Source organism: Tsukamurella sp. 8F (genome assembly GCF_029167375.1).
Taxonomy (GTDB): Bacteria; Actinomycetota; Actinomycetes; order Mycobacteriales; family Mycobacteriaceae; genus Tsukamurella.
The window spans coordinates 132,702-151,811 of record NZ_JARFTP010000010.1 but is presented as its reverse complement, the minus strand read 5'-3'; the positions used below and the strand labels follow the sequence as shown (position 1 = coordinate 151,811).

The following is a 19,110-nucleotide window of genomic DNA, read 5'->3' as shown; positions in this document are numbered from 1 at the left end:
ACAGGGACAGCACCTCGTCTCACTGACCCGCAATAAGTTACGCACCACCACCACAGAACGCAAATCGGCAGGTCAGCTCGCCGTTCCCACCGTGCCGAGGCCGGTCGATCCGGTTCAGCCGAGCAGTACCCAGCCCGTGCGGGCCGGCAACGTCATCGGCGGCGCCGAGCCGTCCGGCCTGTGCTCACCCGGTCCCACCGCGACTGCGGCCGGCTTGCCGGTCGGGTTGACCACGACGCGGCCACCGCTGAAGGTGCGCTGCCAGACACCGTCGGCGGCGGCGGACGCCTGCCCCGTGGCCGCGCCCAGCGGCAGACTCGTGTACTTCGTGTCGGGGACGGCTTTGTAGTCGCCGTTCTGAGCGCTGGTCCAGCAGGTTTTCGGTGTCGAGACGAGTGCGGCCGTGGCGTAGCCCGTCTCGCGCTCGGCGTCGTTGTCCGCCTGGGTGATCAACAAGCGGTACTCGCCGTTGCCCGGTGCCACCGCGGCTGAGGTGAAGTCCCCCAGTTGCGCGGTCTTGCCCTCTGCGCTGGTGAAGAACTCAGCCATCGCCCCGCCGAACCGGGAGTGACTGTTCCACCGCGGATCCCCCAGCCGTGCGGACGCGATGTTCGGGACGAACAGCTTGCCCTTGGACTGCAGCTCGGTACCGGCAGCGTTCACGAGAGAAGTCAGGCCGGACGTGAGCCTGGCATCGGTCGCGGCATGGGTCCGTGTGCCGCGCAGCAGCTCCGGGGAGTACACGGAGAGCGTCGACAGATCGTTGTCGGCGAGGACGCCGTCCCACCCGTCGGCCGCGACCTCGCCGCTCACGGCGTTCACCCACGCCGTGCGATATCCGGGGCTCCACACCGCCATCTGCCAGTGCCCCGGGTACTGCTTCCACTGGATCCGGGCGCCGTCGGCGCCGGTCGCGAACCACGACTGAGGCGCAGCGACATACCCGACGCCGCTCGGCAGCTTGGCATCGTCCTTGCCCGCTGTGACGGCTCCGGCGTAGTTACGAGTACTCGACATGTCCTTGTAGACGAGCGCGGTCGCGGCGGGGTTGTCGGCCTTGAGCCGCGCGCGGGCGTCGGTGTCCCATGCGTTGAGCACCACGATGGACACGGACTTGGCGACCGAATCGATCTGCTCCGTCGTCGGGGTCTGCCCGATCGCGTACCAGAAGCCGCACACCGGGTTCCCAGGCGCAGGATCGGCCGCGGCACAGCCGGTCGCCAGTACCGAGGCGGCCACGGCGGCGACCGACGCCGAGACCCGCATACCCCAGCCCCAACTGCGCATTCCTGCCCTCCTATACGCCCACATGCTTCTTAAGACGAACGGCCAACGCGCTCCGCGTGTTACGGGCCCACCGGAAGGCTACGAGAGCGCACGCATCGCTGCCTGCCAACGCTGCCGACAGCGCCCGATATCCGGGCCTATGTCTGATTCCCGGGCTCGTCGCAAGCGCCCAGTCCGCCAGCCGCTGGGCTTCTGCGTGCGCGCTGGGCCCGGCACGATCGAGGATCACAGTGGCGAACCGCACGGCGTGCCCCGCGAGCGCGCTCCGCGCGCGCTTCGCCAGGTGCCGATGCCACATGCTTCGCCCCGCACACAGGTCGAACACGTCCCGGCGATTGGTGAGATCGGACAGCAGCCCGTCGTCGAGGTGCAGGTGCTGGTTCCCACCGTGGATCCGGAAGTAGCCCTGGTCGGCACCGTTCACACGGCCCACTCCCCCCAGCTCCGCAGCCCGGATCCATAGGATCATGTCCGACGCCTCGGGCCGGGATTCGTCATAGGCACCGGCGTCTCGCAGGACGGATGTGCGCATCACCACCTCGGGGTGGCGGATGAAGTTGCGACCGGACATGTAGAGCAATGTGATCCACTCGGTGCCGCCCCACAGGGTCCAGCCCGACGGGTCGATGCGCGGCGCCGGCGGCGCATCGTCGAACGTGGGGCAGTGGCCGTATACAAAGGCAACGTCGGGCCGTGCCTCGAGGAACGCCGTCGCACGCGCCAGTGAACCTGGTGCGAGCAGGTCGTCCGAGCACAGCACAACGGTGTAATCGCCTGTAGCGGCAGCGATCCCGCCGTTGAAGTTCTCGATATAAGGAATGTTCGCCGGCCGCGTCGTCAGGCGGATACGCGGATCGTCCGCGGCCAGCGCGCGGATGTACTCGACGCTGCCGTCCGTCGAGCCGTTGTCCGCCACAAGCACGTCGACGTCCACACCCGGCTGGTCCAGCGCGCTCGCGATCGCGCGCCCGACGTATCGCTCGTAGTTGTAGTTGGGGATCACGACGGTGACCCGCGGACGTGACTGCAGGGCCTCAGTCCGCAGCAACCGCACCAAGACCGCGCGCCCCTTCTCGACATGTGTCCACGGCCGACAGAATCGTGCCGCTGGAGGCAGACGTTACCGATTCCGACCCCCGCGGGCGCGCCGTGTGACGTCTCTTATAGCCCCCGGCCGAGGCAGACACGCGCCGCGACGCCGAACAACCGGGCCGTCCGCGCGAGCTGCGCGCCGGACGCCATGATCGTCTTGCGTGGGCGGTGTCCGGCGGGCGTGACAGGGCGGCCGTCGAGCCGGTCTGCAAGCCACCCGAAAAGCATCGGCGCCGACAGGAAGTGCAGGCTGAAGTGGTCGCTCCAGTCGTCGGTCACATACGTGACGTGCGTACCGCCCGTCGCGTAGCGCCCGACGTGGGCGGTCGCATCGGCGACGGGCACGATCTGATCCCGAGTCGACTGCACGACGAGCATCGGCACCGACGGGACCTGCTGACCCGGCCGGATGTCGTCGAACAGCTCGAGGAGAGCGGGCAGCTGCGCCATCTCGGGGAACGGCCGGTCCGCGTAGTAGGCGAGGTCCTTGTGTGCCATCCTGCGGATCGCCTGCTCGGGGGTCCAGCGGGGCGCGTCCTCGTAGAAGACCTTGCGGCCCTTCTCGTCCACGTGGTCTGCGAGCACCTTCTGCAGCGACGGGTACTCCCGCGCAAGGGCGGCGATGACGAGCGTCGGTAGGCCGGTGAAGAGTGTCTCGTTCAGGTAGACGAACGTGCTGCCCGGGTCGGACACCGGCGCGCCCATCGCTCCGGCGACGAGGTTGATCTCGGGGGCGTAGGTCGGCTGCATCTCGGCGGCCCACGCGGTCGCGAGCCCGCCTCCCGAATAGCCCCACACGCCGACGCGCGTGTCGGATGCCAGCCCGAGGGGCTCGTACTGTAGGCACGCCCGCAGGCCGTCGAGAACCATGTAGCCCGGCTCGCGCGGGATGCCCCACCGGCCCGGCTGGCCGCCGTGATCGGGGATCGACACCGCCCATCCCCGCGCGACGGCCGCCGCGATGAAGACCCACTCGATCTGCGGGAAGGACGTTCCGCGCGCCTGCGCACCGTGCTGGAGGACGTAGGAGGGGAACGTATCGGGTGCAAGCGAGTCGATCGCGCACTGATAGGAGACGAGCGGCGCACCGGGCGCGGCCCCCTTCGCGCGGGTGACGACCGTCGTCGCGGTCACCTCCGGCTCGCCGCGCAGATTGGTGCTGCGGTACAGCAGCTGGGTCGCACGCACGCGCTGCTTGATCCGGCCCAGGAAGCCGATGGTGATGTCTCGATACCGCAGCAGCGTCCCCTCCGCGCTCTCCTCGAAACCGGCGGGCGCATCGAAGAACGGATCGCTACCGACGGGCTCCGGTACGGCGGGCGCCGGCCACTGCTCGGCGAGCTGCCCGGTGGCCGCGGTTGCGGCCCCGAAGTTCAGGGCTGTCATTTGAGGCCTCCTCGGTCGGCGTCGGAGCGACCATACACCGTCCATGGGACAAATTCTGTGATCGTGTCCCAAACGAGGTCGAGACCACACTCGAACCGCGACCGATCCGGATGTTTGCGGCGTATATCGCGCTCCCCGGAGAAATCTTCGCGATCCGTGTAACAGTCCGCGGGACCGCGGCGACAATCAGCCATCGGACATCGAGTCACGGTGCCGAACCAAGTGGAGGAGAACGAAGATGCCGCACCATGGACCCCGCCCCGGACCCCGTCCGGGACCTCGCCCGCACCCTCGTCCCCGCCCCCGTCGCCGCCTGGTCCGCAGGTGGGACTGGCGCTGGCGCCGGTGGGTCTGGGTGTGGGTCTGGTACTGATCGGCCGCCGGCCGGACACGATGTGAAGGAGGCGCACCCCGTGCGGGGTGCGCCTCCTTTCGTTTCTACCCGCCCCGATCGGCGGGGCCTGGTCAGCGGGGAGTCCGGTCGGCCGGGGCCGAGTCGGTAGCGACGAGGGCGGCGGCGAATTCGGCTGCCTGCCGCTCGGCCGTGCCGGTGTCGATGAGCCGCTCGACGTAACGCCATTCCGCGGTGAACGCAGGGCCGTCCGGCGAGGTGAGGACCGTCGCGATCACCTCGAGCGGGAACGCGACAGGTAGATCCGGCTCGGGATGCGCCGGCAGCGCATCGACGAGCGGACCGCGCAGTACCGGCCGCCAGGGCCCATCCGAGGGAGCCAGGTCCCGGCGGCCGAGGTAGTTCACCACGGCCGCGGCCGGTGCACCGGACGGCGTCCGGTAGTCCGTGAACCACCCGACGGTGCGGGACGTATCGGTGCCGTGTCGCTTGTCATCGCGGCCGTGCCAGGCACTTGCGATCTCCTCGCGCGCAATACCGGTGGCCGTCCCGAGGGCATCGCGAAGCCGGGCCTCGACGTCACCCTGCACCAGGCGCGACGTCTCGTCCGGCGTCAGTGCCACACGGATGGTCCGCAGCGTGGCTGCGGTGTCGGCATGGCTCAGGCTCGGGTGCGCCGGCAACGGTGGAGTACCTGCGAAATCGGCGTAGGCCGCGGCCGACGTCACCTCGGGCAGCGGCGTGCGCCCCTCGGCCGCATCCGCCAGGTCGGTGAGCAGAACCTGCCACGACACGGCGTCCGCGGCGAGGTGGTGCACCGCCAGCACGAGATACGGCTCCGGTCTCCTCAGCCATATCGCGGCCACCATGCGTCGCGCGCCGACGACGAGGGCCGCCGGATCGAAGTCGTCTGCCTCCGTGAGCAGATCGTCCGCGCGTACGGTCGCGTCAGGCCGCGCCAGCAGGCGCCCATCCTCGACGGTGGCCCGCAACGCCGGATGCGCTTCGAGCACTGCGTCCAGCGCGTCGGTGATCTCCCGTCGCGTGATCCCGTGCGGCAGTCGTACCACGCCGGCCTGCCCGTACCGTTCGTACCCGCCGGCCGCGAGAGTCCTTGCGACCGAGGGCAACCCGGACATGTCGACGGCGTCGCTGCCCTCACCCCTGGCCGTCACGCCCGCATCGATCGCAGCCGCAAGGGTCTCGATGGTCGGATGTGCCAGGACCATTCGCGGCGTGACGTCGAGACCGGCGCGCCGCAGAGCGCCCACGGCCGCGATGGCGACGATGCTGTCCATGCCCAGGTCGAAGAAGTCCGCGCGCACGTCCTCCCCTGCGCCCGGCCACAATTCGGCGCACACGGCGGCTACCGCGCGCTCGGTGTCCGTGGTCGGCGTGGCGCCCTTCGAGGCGGCCGCCGCGAGCGCCTGCTGCGCGAGCAGAGCGAGACGGCCGCCATCGACCTTTCCGTTGGACGTCAACGGGAGTGCAGCGAGCACCTCGATACGGGTGGGCACCATGTACGCGGGGATACCGGTGGCGACGTGGCCGCGCACCCGCGCCGGGTCCAGCCCCGGCCCCGTGGCGAAGCCCACCAGCTGCGGGTGCGCCCCGCGCACGACGGTGACCGCAGCCGCGGTGACACCCGGGACGCGGGCGATCGCGGACTCGATGTCGCCCAACTCGATCCGGTACCCGCGGATCTTCACCTGGTCGTCACTGCGGCCCAGATAGGCGATGTTGCCACCGGGGTCGACTCGAACCACGTCGCCCGTGCGGTACATGCGTCCGCCGGGACGGTGCGGGTCCGCGACGAAGCGGCCCGCCGTCAGGTCCGGGCGGCCGACGTAACCGCGGGCCACCTGGGGCCCGGCAAGATACAACTCACCGGCGCCGCCGCGCGGTACCGGACGGAGCCGGGCGTCGAGCACGTACGCGGCGGTCCCGGCCGTCGGGCGTCCTATGCGGGGCTCTGCGGTGTCGGCGACGCGCGCGACCACGGCCTCGACGGTCGCTTCGGTCGGTCCGTAGCAGTTGTGCACGATGGTGTCCGGCAATGCCGCGAGCCGATCCCACAGATGTGCCGGGATCGCCTCGCCGCCGAGCGCGAGCACGGCGAGGTGATGCCCTCCCTTCTCATCCTCTTCGCCCGTATCGACGAGACCGGCGGCGACGAGCTGCGCGAACATCGACGGAGACGTGTCGATCATGTCCACACGCGATGTCCGCAGGGCCGTGATCAGCGCTGCGGCATCGCGGGTCTCATCATCGTCCAGCAGGCGCATACTGTGACCCGCGAAGAGCGCGAGCAGCGGCTGCCACGATGCATCGAACCCGAAGGACCAGCCGTGCGCAACGCATAGCGGACGGCCGAGCCGCGCCTGCGCTGGGCGGTACATGCGCTCGACGTGATCTGCGAAGTACGCCGCGAGCGCGCCGTGGGTGCCGACCACACCCTTGGGTTCGCCCGTCGACCCGGACGTGAAGACGACGTATGCGGCGTCGTCCGGATGTACTTCGCGGGCCCGGTATCCGCCGTCTGCTGGCTCGTACGCGATCGTCCGTGCGTGCGGTTCCAGCTCCGCCGTGCGGTGCGGCTCGGTCAGGATCACCACGGCCCCCGAGCTGTCGACCATCGACGCGACGCGGGTGCTCGGCAGATCGGGTGCCAGCGGCACGTATGCGGCGCCCAGACCGAGCACCGCGAGGACCGCAGCGACGATGCGGTGATCGCGCGGGAGCGATATGCCGATCACCTGGCCGGGTGCGACCCCATGCTCGATCAGGAGCTCTTGCAGCGCACCGGCTTCCGCAGCGAGTTCGCCGTAGGTCCACGAGTCCGTATTCGTCGACAGCGCGGGAAGGTGCGGGGTGCGGGCGGCATTGACCGCGAACAACTCGGGGAGGCTGCGGGGCACGGGCAGCCGATCCGCCTGCGGTAGGGCGTCATCGGGCGTCGCGACCGGCAGATCTCCGACGGTCTCGGCGGTCGGCATGGCGCGCAGGACCGCGAGGATCCGCTCGCCGAGCGCTCGGGGGGGATGCCTTTGGGCGAGAGTCTCGGTCGCCTCCGCCACGATGGTGAGCCGGCCCTGGTCGATGAGCGCGACGACAGACAGCGGATAGTGGGCGAGGGACTCCATGGCGAGAGGGCGGAAGCTCGTGCCTTCGGCTGTGGTGACCGTCGCCGTGGCGTCGCCGATGGGGGCGTTCTCGAAGACGAACAGAGTGTCGAACAGACCGCCCCGGAATCCACGCGTGACGTCCTGCAGCGGTACGTAGCCGATCTCTCGCATTCGCGCGGCCTCGGCCTGCGTCCGTTTCAGCGCCGCAGCAACGGGTTCGCCGTCGTCTACGCAGACGCGCGCGGGGACCGCGTTGAGGAACAGGCCCACCATGGTCTCGACTCCGTCGAGGGCCTGCGGCCGGCCGGCGACTGTCGTTCCGAAGGCGACATCGTCCGACCCGGTCAGCCTGGACAGGACTGCTGCCCAGGCGAACTGGGCGAGCGTGCTGGGTGTGAGCCCGCGGGCGCGCCCCCAGGCGAGCAACTCGGCGGTCTCGTGCTCCGTCAGCCTCACCGTCTCGCTGCCCGGGACCTCACCAGGGCGAACGGGCGCGTCGGCGAGAGTAGTGGTCTCGGCACCGTCCAGGTACTCGTGCCACCGGTCGAGCGCAGCCGAGGTGTCCTGACCTGCGAGCCACGCTACGTAGTCGCGGAACGGCCGAACGGGGGGCAGCACGGACACGTCATCGGCCTCGTACAGGGCGATGAGCTCGCGGAAGAACACCGCCATCGCCCAGCCGTCCATGACGATGTGGTGCGCGGTGAACAGGAAGCGCCACTCGTGCGAGCCCAAGCGCGCCACTGCGATGCGCAGCAGCGGACCGCGGCGGAGATCGAAGGGCTCGCGTGAGTCGCGCTTCGCATACGCGTCGAAATCGGCTTCGGTGCAGTCGAATTCGGCCCAAGGCAGCTCGGCGTGAGTCGGCACGATCTGGACGGGTTGCGGAACATCGGTGTCCCACACCGATGCCCGCAGGTTCGCGTGGCGCGCGAGTAGCGCCTCCGCCGCAGACCGTAGCCGCTCGGTGTCGAGCGCCCCGGTCACCTGCACCACGAACTGCATAGTGTACACGTCGACGCCGTCGGACAGCGTTGCCAGCGCGTGCATCCCGGCCTGCAACGGAGTGAGGGCGATGACGTCCTCGATGTCCGGAATATCGCTCACGCGTCACCCTTCCAGGCAGCGCGGAGCGCCGCGAGCTGGTCGGCGCCGAGGCCGGAGGCACTCATCGGCGCCGATGGCTGGGCCGGCTCCGCTACAGGCGGGTGGTCGACTTCGTCACCCGCCGCGGCAGCGTCGACGGCGGCCGCGAGTTCGCCGATGGTCGCGCACTCGAAGACCATCTGCGGGGTGAGCGGCAGTCCCTCCGCGGCCGCGCGAGCGGCCCACTGCAGCGACGTGACACTGTCACCGCCGACCGCGAAGAAGCCGTCCCCGGACTCGATCCCGTCGAGTCCCAGCAACTCCTCGAGCAGCGCGATCAGCCGCGCGGCCGTCTCGGCGCTGCCCTCGGCGACCACGCGCGCGGCCTCGGCGGCCTCCGCCGCATGGGGGGATCCGAGATCCGGCAGGTCCAGTCCCCCGACGGTCGCCGTCTCACCCGAGGCCATCGCCTCGAGCACGGCGAGCATCCCCGCGGCAAGCCGGTCGGCCGTATCCGCCTGGTACACCGTGGGACTCGCGATGACCATGCCGTCCCACCCACCGTCGGACGCGGCGAACAGGCTCACCGAAAGGTCGACGAGCGCCACGTCGAAGTCGCTCGGCAGGCCTCGGGCCGTCAGCCGATCGGAGACCGGTACCGGCGCAAGCGCTGCGGCGTCATCGCGCACGTGCAGCATGGTCTGGAAGACCGGGTTACGGCCGGGCAGACGCGGCGGGCCGAGGGCGTCCACCACGAGCTCGAACGGCGCAGCCTGGTGGCTGAACGCGTCGAGCGCCGCGGACCGCGCGGCCGCGAGCACGTCGTCGAGAGTCGAGTCCGGCGACACTCTCGTACGCAGAGCGACCATGTTGGCGAGCAGGCCGACCATCGACTCGGTCGCCGCGTCGATGCGGCCCGCGGCCGGCGTCCCCACGGCGATATCGGTGCCCCCGCCATGCCGGTGGAGCAGCACCGCCAGCGCCGCCTGCCCGATCATGAACTCGGTGGCACCGTTCCGATCTCCCCACGCGTGCAGCAGATTCCGCGTCTTTGCGGATACGGTGAAGTGCGCCCGGTGACCGGGCGCGAACGCATGGGTCAGCCGGCGGGCATGGTCGTGACCGGCGGGTATCTCGGCCGGGAGGCCGCTCAGCGCCGACACCCAATGCTCGACCTCGCGCCGCCCGGTGGCGCTGCCGAAGACATCGGCCTGCCACAGCGCATAGTCGGGGAACTGTGGCGGCGCCGGGTCGTTCGTTTCCAGCCCGCCGACCCGGGCGCGATACGCGGCGTACAGATCGTCCAGGATCACCGCGAAGGACGCGTGGTCGACCACGACGTGATGCACCAGGAGCTGCAGCACCGGCTCGCCCTGCACCGGAGCGATCAGCGCGGCGCGCAACAGGTTCCCACCGAGGAGCTCGAACGGGCGGCGAGCCAGCTCGGCGCGCATCGCGGTGACATCGGCGGCGGTCACCCGCTCCAGCTCCACCATGCGGTCGCCCAGCACGCGCGCGACGGGCACGCCGTCGGCGCCTTCGCCCTGCTCCAGCACGGTGCGCAGCGACTCGTGCCGGGCGACGACGTCGCCGAGCGCTGCCTCGAGTTCGTCCGCATCCACCTCGCCTTCCAGGGCGATCGCCACCTCGATGGTGCCGGCCGCGACGGTCTCACCCGTCGTGGCCGCGGCGGCGCCGGACATGACGTGCGCGAACCAGACCGAGCGCTGCGACGCCGTGAGCGGGATCGTGTCGGGCCGCGTCTGTGCCGGGCGCACCGGCGGCAGCGCCGAGTCCGTATCGCCACCGTCCGCGGCCCGCTCCACGAGAGCCGCCAGTGACTCCACCGTGGGCGCGTCGAACACGGCGCGCACGGGCAGCGCAACTCCGGAATCCCGCCGCAGCAGCGCAACCAGCCGCGTGGCGAGCAGCGAGTGCCCACCGCGCTCGAAGAACGAGTCCTCGGCAGTCACATCGTCTATTCCGAGCAACTCCGCGAACAGCGCGGCGACGGCCCGTTCGGCACGCGTTGCGGGGGCCCGTCCCCGCTCATCTGCCGCGACGGACCGATCAGGTCGCGGCAGGGCCGCAGGCGCTATCTTGCCGTTGGGGCCCAGCGGAATCCGGTCGATCACTACGAACGCTGCCGGCACCATGTGCGCGGGGAGCCGCTCCGCGAGATACGCACGCACGCGGGCGACATCCGGCGCGCCGACCAGGTATGCGGCCAGGTACGGCCCGCTCGCATCGTCGGTGCGGGCGATCACCGCGGCGTCGGCGACGTCCGAGTGGCCGAGTAGCGCGTTGCGGATCTCACCCGGCTCGATCCGGAAGCCGTGGATCTTCACCTGTTCGTCGGTGCGGCCGAGGAATTCGAGCTGGCCCTCCGAATCCCGCCGTGCGCGGTCACCGGTGCGGTACATCCGGGCACCGGAGCGGAACGGATCGGCGATGAAGCGCCCGGCGGTGCGGGCCGGGTCACGCAGGTATCCGCGCGCGAGCTGGTCTCCGCCGATGTAGATCTCGCCCGCCGCACCGTCGGGAACGGGCGCAAGCGCCTCATCGAGGAGATACAGCGCGACCCCGGGCGTGGGCCCGCCTATGGGAACAGTGCGGTGTCCCTGCGGCCGGTCCACGACGTAGCGCGACGCCGCGACCACCGCCTCGGTCGGACCGTAGTTGTTGGTGAGGACCGCGCCACGCACCGCGGCGAAGCGATCTGCGGCGTCCCCCGGCAGCGCCTCTCCGCCGACGGGAACCCATCGCACGGAGCGCCACTTCTCGATCCCCGGCAACAGCAGGTGCGTCGAGAGCGCGGACGGGACCATGTGCACGACGGTCACCCGGTGCCGCTGCACGAGGTCGGATACCGCGCCGAAATCCTTGGCGTCGGTTGGGATCACAAGAGTCGCACCGAGCGTGAGGGTCGTGAAGATCTCGAACACCGACGCGTCGAAACTCACCGACGACGTCAGCAGCAGCCGGTCGTCCGGCGTGAGGCTCTCCTGCAGGACGTGACCCGCCAGGTGGTCTGCGATCGCGCCGTGCTCCACCGCGACACCCTTGGGATCGCCGGTCGAGCCGGACGTGTAGATCACGTAGGCCAGCGTCCCGGGCAGTAGCGGCGCCGTCCGATCCGTATCCGTGAGCGGACAGGCGTCGAGCCCCTCCGCGTCCAGCTCGGCGGCGGCCAGCGCTTCGTCGTCCAGTGTCAGAGCCGGTTTCGCGTCGGCATGTAGGTATTCGATGCGCTGCGCGGGGTACGCCGGGTCGACGGGCAGGTATGCCGCGCCCGCCGCGAGGACCGCGACCGCAGACACCAGGAAGCCCTCCGACCCACGCTGCTGGAGGGCGACGATGTCACCCGGCCCGATGCCCTTCGCCGCCAGATACCGCGCCAGGCGGCGCGCTCGCTCCCCGAGCTCCGAGTACGTGAGTTCGACCGTGCTGCCGTCTCTCTCGGAGATGACGGCGATCGAGTGCGGGTGCTCGGCGATGGCGCGGTCGAGCAGGCCCGAGAGCGTGGTCGGAACATCGGGTGTGCCGGGTCCCCACACTTGCGCTCGCGGCATCGCCGAGTCCCGCACGGGCAGCAGGCGCAACGTTGTCGTCGGTGCCCCGAGCGCCGATTCGAGCAGGACTGGGAAGGAGCGTCCGAAACCCTCCGCGACGCGGGGGTCGATACGCCCGTGGTGGTACCTGGTCTCGAGGTCGGCACCGGACGGCGTGCTCACCAGCGTCGCCTCGAACGGCACCTGCGCGAGCGGTGCCGTGAGTTCGAGTGGCGTTGCGACGACGTCGCCCAGGGTCGGACCGCCGGTATGCGACCGTGTGGAGAAACTGAGCTGTACGAGTCGGGTGAACGCGTCCTCACCACCGCGCGCCACGTCGAGCTCAGCCACGACCGCATCGATCCCGGCGCCGGCGTGCGCGAGATCCTCTGCGCCGTCACCCTGTATGCGCCGGACGAGGTCCGCGAAGGGCTCGTCGAGGTCGACGGTGACGCGGCGCACCAACGTGTTCCCGAAGTACCCGATCAGGCCTTCCGCCCCCGCCGGTCGGTCCGTGACCGGAACCGAGACGGTGAAGTCGTCGGTCCCGAAGTATCGGCGCACCAGGCTTGCGAAGCCCGCGAGGTACACCGAGAAGGGGGTCACACCGAGCTCACGCGCGACGGTCTCGACGCGCCCGTCGAGACCGTCCGGAAGTCCGGAACGTATCGCCCGGCTGTCGATCTCACCAGCCCCGAGGTCACCCGGCAGCGCTACCGGCGTGGGCACCGGGGTGAGTCGATCGACCCAGTGCCGGACGTCGTCGGCCAGCGCGGATGTGGCTACCGGGGCGGTGGCGTCGAGGTATTGCGGTGAGAGATCCGGTAGCGACGTACCGGAGTACGCGGCGCTCAGATCCTCGAACAGTAGAGGCCACGACAGGTCGTCGAAGCAGATGTGATGCAGCGTCAGCAGGAGCACGTGCCGGGAACCGTCGGTGCCGTCTGCTCGCGCATCGGAGACGTCCACGAGGTGTACTCGCAGCATCGCGTCGCGCTCGAGGTCGAAGGGCCGCGCCGCGGCGCGGCGGGCGAGCACGCTCACGCGCCGGTGACGCTCACCCTCCCCCAAGCCGAGAGCAGACGTCTGCTCCCATTCCACGCCGCCGGATCCGATGCGCTGCACCGGCTCACCGTCCGGACCGACGTGGTAGGTGGTCCGCAAGACCTCGTGGCGCGCCACGACGGCATCGAATGCGGAGCGCAGCCGCCCGGGATCCAGGGCACCGTCGAGCCGGTAGGCGACGGATATCGTCAGCACCGTTCCGGCGGGGTCGCGCTGCGCCACGAACCAGAGCCGACGCTGTGCGGGGGACAGGGGCGAGCCTCCGGCGAGACGCTCTACCCGGCCCGTGTCCGCAGCAGCCTTGAGCCCCTGCTCGCGGAGTCGGCGCTCGAGGAGCTCGCGGTGTGCTGCTGTGAGATTCGCGGTCATGGTGTCCTTCGTCAGGAGGTCTGCTCTGCGAGCGCAGCGGTCATGTCGGCGAGGGTCGCCCCGCCGAGGACCGCTTCCAGTGGGAGGTCACGGCCCAGTTCGGTGCGCACCGCGGTACGGAGCTCGAGCGCTTGCAGGGAGTCGAGGCCGAGCGCGACCAGCGGGACGTCGGCGTCCAGTTCCTCCGGCCCCATGCCCAGCACATGCGCGAGCCGGGCCCGCAACGTCTCGCCCGGGTCGGCCGCCGAGGAAGCCGAGGCTGGGGACGCCGGGTCGGGAGACGGCGCGGGGTCGGCGCTCAGGGCGACGTCGGGGTCCGGCTCGCATGCCGCAGCCGCGGACCCGGCGTCGGGCACAGGACCGTCATCGCCGAGACCCTCCAGCAGGGGTGCGACGCCGAGCACTTCGGCCGCCACGCGCAGCCGCGGCAGGTCGGCGGCGAGAACCACCGCGTCAGCGCACGAGGTTAGATCGATCGCGGCGAGCGCGTCCGGGGCGGCCATGGGCACCACGCCGGTCCCGGCGACGCGCGCGAAGCCCTCCTCGTCCAGGGGCCCGGCGGTCTCCCACAACCCCCATTGAACGGCCGCAGCGGCACGCCCCGCGGCGCGCAGCGCGGCGATCTCGGCGTCGAGCAGGGCGTTCGCCGCGGCGTACAGCGCCTGACCACGTCCCGGCACCGTCGCAGCAAGGGAGGAGCACGCCACGATGCGCGCGTCGTCTGCCAGCGACGCCGCTTTCAGCAGGGTCTCGAGCCCGCCGACCTTCGCGGCGGAGGCACGGGCGAACGCACCGGGCTCGATCTCCGTCGTCGGGGTGTCCGCGTACCCGACGGCCGCGTGCACCACCAGCGTCGCGTCGGGTGCCCCGGCCAGGGCTTCGGCGACCGCGGAGGGGTCCGTGACGTCGCACGCGCGGACCACGATCTCCGTGTCCGATGTCCGGCGCGCGGGCGCGAGTGTGCGACGCACGTCGGCGGTGTCGCCCGAGCGGGACAGCAGTGTGATCCGCCGGGCGCCGCGTGCGGCGAGGTCGCGGCATACGCGGGTGCCGATGAATCCGGTTCCCCCCGTGATGATCACGTGATCGAGTGACGCAGCCTCGGCCGGATCGGGACCCGCAGATACCAGCCTGCATACGAGAGGCGTCCCGGCCCGCACCGCGACCCGCGGCTCCGCGGCCACGTGCAGCCCGGTGACGGCGTCCCACGCGGCGTCGGCGTCGGACAGCTGCGCACCGACGTCGCAGTGCCGCACGCGAAGTCCCGGCAGGTCTGCTGCGAGCGCTCGCAGTCCCGCGGCGGCGGCCGCCTGGGCCGGCTCCGGCACCGAGTCGTCGCCCGTATCCACGGCGCCGCGGGTCACCAGCCACACCTCCGCCGCCGGGCTCTCATCGCTCGCCCACCAACTACGGTCGGCGAGGAGCGCATCGGCCGCTGCCACCGGGTCGACCGCTGCGGGCAGGACCAGCAAGGCGGTCTCCCCGGTTTCGGCGACCGCTGCGCGGCGCGCGGTGGCGCCGTACCGCTCGGCGGCGGCGACGACGGCAACCGCGAAATCCGGGACCGCACCGCTCGGGTCCAGCACCGCGAGCGGACGCGGACGCGCGGCCGACGTGACACCCGGATCGACCCAGGCGGCGGTGAGCCGGCGTGGCCGCGGGTGCGGTGCGACGCGCCGCGAGGGCCGCACGGCGGGCGCCCACGATGCGGTCCGTGCCATCGGCGCCGGCGGGAAGTCCTCCGGGATCACGCCCCTGTCGCCGGCGAGTGACGCGAGGTCGAAACCTTTGCTGCGCAACAGGACCTGTGCCACTGAGTCCGAGAACACGGTGAGATCCTCGGCGTCGCGCCGGGACGTCCCGTACACGCGGGCGTCGCTCTGCGCGTCGGCGATGTTCTCCATGAGGGCAAGCTGCAACGTCGGGTGCTCGGACACCTCGATGAGGCTGTCTGCACCCGCCTCGAGCGCCGCAGCCGTGGCGAGGTCGAAGCGCACCGGATTGCGCAGATTCCAGAACCAGTAGTCGACGGGCGCGTACTCGGGCGTGATCGGGCCGCCGAGAGTGCCGCCGATGCACAGCTGGCCGGAATCCGCGAAGACCCCCGATTCCAGATCGCCGACGTGCGCGTCGCGGCCCGCCGTGAACTGGGCGACGATCGACGTGTGCGCCGGATAGGCCACACGGATGGCCCGCGCGAACACGCCCTGCTCGCCGAGCCCGGCGACGATGGTGTCTATCTCGTCCCGCTCGCCGCTCACGCACTGGATGTGGGCCGAGTTCACGACCGAGTGCTCCACGAAACCGTTGCGGCGGGCCAAGATCGCAGCCGTCGTCTCACGGTCGATCCCCAGTACGGCCATCGAATAGCCGCCGGGAGCGAGTTCGAGCACGGTCCTGGCTCGGCACGTCACGACACTCAGACCGTCGCGCAGCGAGATCACCCCGGCCGCAACGGCCGCCGCGATCTCGCCCTGACTGTGGCCCACGTGGACATCCGCGCGCACACCCGCCGCGTTCCACATCGCCACCATGCCCAACATCTGCATGAAGATGCCCGGCTGGACGACGTCGACAGGGGCGTCCTCGGCGACCGGATACTCTCCCAGCACGTAGTCGCGGGGCGATGTACCGAACAGCGCCAGCGACGCCTCGTGCGTCTCGTCCACCGAGCGCCGGTACACGGGAGAGAGCTCGTAGTAGAGCCGACCCATACCGGGCCGCTGGCTGCCCTGACCCGGGTAGACGAATGCGGGCCGACCCGCTGTCGGGGTACCGGCGTGGACCGTGTACCCCTCGGCCCCGGAACCGTTCCCACTCACGTCCCTCAGGCCGCCGAGGAGGCCGGAGCGGTCGGACGCGCGAATCAGGGCGCGCTGCCGCCGGGATGCACGCAGCGTGGAGAGCGCATATGCGACGTCTTCGATGGGCACGTCGGGGTGGGACTCGACGTACCCCGCGACCTCGGCCGCCGTCCGTGCTAGCAGCTCCCGGCTATCGGCCGAAAGGGCGAATCCGATTGTACCGTCGGCGAATACGGGTGCATTCATGATGGTCCTGCCATACTGGGCATCGCGACGAGCGCGTGCGCGTTGGTGCCGGCCACCCCGAACGACGACACCGCCGCGAACCGCGATCCGGCCACTTCCCGGAAGGGTCGTGGCTCGGCTGCGAGTCGCAGATTTCCTGCCCCCCAATCGAATCGCTCGGTGGGCGCCTCGGCATGCAGTGTGGGCGCGACGATGCCCACTCGTGCACCGAGGATCGTCTTGGCCAGCCCGAGCGCCCCGGAGGCGGCCTGCGTGTGCCCGGTGTTGCTCTTAACCGAACCGAGCCAGCAGGTGTGCGCGCCACGGCCGTAGGTCGTCGCGAGCGCCGCGAGCTCGGCCGGGTCGCCCAGCGGGGTACCGGTGCCGTGGCCCTCGACGACCGCGATGTCGTCCGGGTCGATGCCCGATGCGGATACCGTCTCCGCGATCAGGCGTTCCTGCGCCTCGGCGCTCGGCACCACGATGGGGCCGCCACCGCCGTTGTGTGCGACGCGGGTTGCGACGACCTCGGCGAGCGGATTGCGTCCGTGCCGCGCGGCGTGCTCCGCCGTCTCCACGACGAACACCCCGGCGCCCTCGCCCCAGACGGTGCCCGACGCCTCCGCGCCGTACGCGCGCAAGCGGCCGTCGACGGCCAGTGCGTTGTTCTTGGAGAACTCGTAGAAGGCCGCGGCCGATCCCATCACGCACACGCCGCCGACGAGTGCGAGGTCGCAGTCCCCCGCGCGGAGGCCCTGGGCCGCGACGTGCAGGGCAGTGAGCGAAGACGCGCATGCCGCATCGACGGTGAACGCGGGTCCGTACAGGCCCAGCGTGTGAGCAACGCGTCCCGCGACGGCGCCCAGCGCTCCGCCCGCAACGCGGTGCCCGGAGAACTCGTTGGCCTCCGCGGCCCGCGGCCCGTACTCCATCGCGGACGCGCCCAGGTAGCAGCCGGTTCGGCTGCCGGCGAGCGAGGCCGGGGCGATGCCGGCGTGTTCCAGAGCCCGGTGGGCGACGCGCGTCACGACCCGCTGCTGCGGGTCGAGCGCGACCGCCTCGCGAGGGCTCACGCCGAAGAACCGGTGATCGAACTCCGCCGCACCGACGAGGAATCCGCCCCGGTCCGGCACCCGCTGGTAGCCCGGTATGGCGTGCAGCGCGAAGAGGTCCTCGAGGTCCCAGCCGCGATCCCGGGGCATGGGACCGAGCAGCTCCTCGCCGGATTCGAGTGCGTCCCAGAACTGCTGTGGGGTCTCGACGCCGGCCGGGGCCTCGACGCCGATGCCGGTGACGACGACGGCGTCCGACCTCACGCCGTGGCCTCCGCCAGGTCTGCCGTGAGGACCGACGCGAAGCGATCCAACTGGTCGTTGTAGTAGAAGTGACCGCCGGGAAAGACCGTGACATCCGCTTCCGCAGTCGTGTGACCGGCCCACCCGTGCAGTCGGCCGACCGGGACAGCGGGATCGTCGCGCCCGCCGAGCACTGTCACGGGCGCCGCGACCGTGACCCCGGGCTCGCACGAGTACGCGTCGAAGGCGCCGAAGTCCGCCCGCATGGCCGGAAGCGCCATGCGCATGATCGTGTCGTCGGCACCGACGGACGCCTCGGTACCGCCCAACTGCGCCATGTGCGCCAGCAACTCCTCGTCAGTCTTCGGGTGCGGCGGCAGGTCGGCCACCATGCTGGGTGGTACCGCGGCCGATACGGCGAGGCGCCGCACAGGGATCCCAGCCGCCTCGAAGAGCCGCGCCGTCTCGAAGGCGGCGATGGCACCCATGCTGTGCCCGAACAGGATCGGCTTGCGGCCGCGCAACTCGGTCGCGACATCCGGGGCCGCACCGGACGCGATCTCGGGTATCGTCCCGAGTGCGGGCTCCGCCATCCGGTCCTGGCGCCCGGGGTACTGCAGCACGAGCACGTCGGCCACCTTCGACAGGCGTTCGGACAGGGCGCGATAGGCCGAGGCTCCGCTTCCCGCGTGGGGGAACACCACGAACGCCGGGACGTCTGCGCCGTCGGGGCCGGTGTGGAATCTGCGGACCCAGCCGCGAGTGGCAGGCACGAGTGTGACTCCTTGAAACAGTTAGGCTAACCTCGCCTCAGCAAGGCCTTCCTACCCTAGCATGCTGGAGTCTGTCGTTGCCCTCATCGTCGCACCCGTCACATCCCCTTCCGCGGCTGCTCACGGATCTTTCGCTAGACGTCAAATCCGTTCCTGCGCCGATCATTCCGTCGTTGGCCTCACCATACGGTGTACGACTGGTGGATCCCGCGTCCGGCGACCCCGAGAGGATCTCCACCTGGATGGCGCAGCCGCACCTCTCGGAGACGTGGGAGCAGCCCTGGCCGGTGGAGAAGTGGCGCGCAGACTCGCAGGCCCGTCTCGACAGCGGGTACTCACGGCCGCTGATCTTCTCCATCGACGGAGTGGAGGTCGGCTATGCCGAGGTCTACAGGGCCGCGCAGGACGAAGTAGCGTGTGTCTACGAGGCCGAACCGGCGGATCTCGGGATCCACATCGCGACCGGTGATCTCGCATTCGTGGGCCGCGGGCGGGCGTCCGGTTTCCTCGGCGCCCTGACCGCGGCGCTGCTCGAGGCCGATCCCGCTGTGCACCGCGTGATCGCCGACCCCGACGTCCGCAACGCCCGGATGCACGCGGCGCTCCGGAAGCACGGATACACGCATCGGGGCGACGTCGACGTCCGCCCCGGACGCCGCATCGCGCTGTACATAGTGGAGCGCCCCTGAGCCCGCGCCTC

At 70.9% G+C, this 19,110-nt stretch carries 9 protein-coding genes; 1 reads left to right on the top strand and 8 read right to left on the bottom strand.

The features are described 5' to 3' along the window. Positions 1–114: 114 nt before the first annotated feature. The 8 genes from P0W64_RS10440 to P0W64_RS10405 form a co-directional block, all read right to left on the bottom strand. Positions 115–1,287, bottom strand: a complete 1,173-nt coding sequence (locus P0W64_RS10440; protein ID WP_275480029.1) for a putative glycoside hydrolase — start codon at positions 1,285–1,287, stop codon at positions 115–117. Positions 1,288–1,297: 10 nt separating this feature from the next. Further along, a complete protein-coding gene (locus P0W64_RS10435; protein ID WP_275480028.1) occupies positions 1,298–2,341 on the bottom strand; it encodes a glycosyltransferase in 1,044 nt (347 codons plus the stop codon). Positions 2,342–2,448: 107 nt separating this feature from the next. Continuing rightward, on the bottom strand, positions 2,449–3,765 hold the full coding sequence (locus P0W64_RS10430; protein WP_275480027.1) for a lipase family protein: 1,317 nt from the start codon (positions 3,763–3,765) through the stop codon (positions 2,449–2,451). Positions 3,766–4,230: 465 nt separating this feature from the next. Further along, on the bottom strand, positions 4,231–8,349 hold the full coding sequence (locus P0W64_RS10425) for an amino acid adenylation domain-containing protein (RefSeq protein WP_275480026.1): 4,119 nt from the start codon (positions 8,347–8,349) through the stop codon (positions 4,231–4,233). Further along, entirely contained in the window at positions 8,346–13,313 is a 4,968-nt protein-coding gene (locus P0W64_RS10420; protein ID WP_275480025.1) for a non-ribosomal peptide synthetase, read from the bottom strand. The genes P0W64_RS10425 and P0W64_RS10420 overlap by 4 nt, the downstream gene beginning before the upstream one ends. An 11-nt stretch (positions 13,314–13,324) precedes the next feature. Continuing rightward, entirely contained in the window at positions 13,325–16,363 is a 3,039-nt protein-coding gene (locus tag P0W64_RS10415) for an SDR family NAD(P)-dependent oxidoreductase (protein WP_275480024.1), read from the bottom strand. Then, entirely contained in the window at positions 16,360–17,658 is a 1,299-nt protein-coding gene (locus tag P0W64_RS10410; protein WP_275480023.1) for a polyketide synthase, read from the bottom strand. The genes P0W64_RS10415 and P0W64_RS10410 overlap by 4 nt, the downstream gene beginning before the upstream one ends. Then, positions 17,655–18,410 carry an alpha/beta fold hydrolase gene (locus P0W64_RS10405; protein ID WP_275480022.1) on the bottom strand — a complete coding sequence of 252 codons (756 nt, stop codon included), beginning with the start codon at positions 18,408–18,410 and terminating at the stop codon, positions 17,655–17,657. The genes P0W64_RS10410 and P0W64_RS10405 overlap by 4 nt, the downstream gene beginning before the upstream one ends. A gap of 200 nt (positions 18,411–18,610) precedes the next feature. Between P0W64_RS10405 and P0W64_RS10400 the strand changes: the two genes are divergently transcribed. Then, positions 18,611–19,099, top strand: coding sequence for a GNAT family N-acetyltransferase (locus P0W64_RS10400; protein WP_275480021.1), 489 nt, complete (start codon positions 18,611–18,613; stop codon positions 19,097–19,099). Positions 19,100–19,110: the final 11 nt, after the last annotated feature.